The sequence below is a fragment of the Paraburkholderia sp. 2C genome (genome assembly GCF_054589215.1).
The window spans coordinates 1-705 of record NZ_BAAILL010000073.1; the positions used below are offsets into that span (position 1 = coordinate 1).

1 protein-coding gene is annotated in these 705 nt (G+C 64.4%); it reads left to right on the forward strand.

Going from position 1 to position 705, the window contains the following annotated elements; all coding sequences use genetic code 11:
• A partial coding sequence (locus ACYPXD_RS33120) for a (2Fe-2S)-binding protein (protein WP_459722454.1) occupies positions 1 to 705 on the forward strand: 705 nt, incomplete at both ends.

Here is a 705-nt window from a genome sequence, read left to right on the forward strand (position 1 = left end):
GAACTTCCAGGAGCCGCCGAAGACGAAGGCCGTGTGCGGCTGCACGGACCACAATCACGGCGAAGTGCGCAAGGCGATCCGCGAGCACCATCTGCTCACGCACCGCGCGGTCTACGACTTTCTCGAATGGCGCACGCCCAACGGCTGCGCGACGTGCCGCCCCGCGATCAACTACTACCTGCTGTCGACCTGGCCGCGCGAAGCCGTCGACGATCCGCAAAGCCGCTTCGTCAACGAACGCGTGCACGCGAACATCCAGAAGGACAACACGTTCTCGGTGATCCCGCAGATGAAAGGCGGCGTGACGAACGCGGCCGAGCTGCGCCGCATCGCGGACGTGGCCGACAAGTACAACGTGCCGATGGTCAAGGTCACGGGCGGCCAGCGCATCGACCTGTTCGGCATCAGGAAGGAAGACCTGCCGCACGTGTGGAAAGACCTCGGCATGAAGTCGGGCCACGGCTACGGCAAATCGATTCGCACCGTCAAAACCTGCGTGGGCAGCGAGTTCTGCCGCTTCGGCACGCAAAACAGCACGCAGATGGGCATCGACCTCGAAACGATGCTCGCGAACATGTGGTCGCCGCACAAGACGAAGCTCGCGGTGTCGGGCTGCCCGCGCAATTGCGCCGAGGCCGGCATCAAGGACGTCGGCGTGATCGCGGTCGAAAGCGGCTGGGAACTGTATGTGGGCGGCAATGGCGG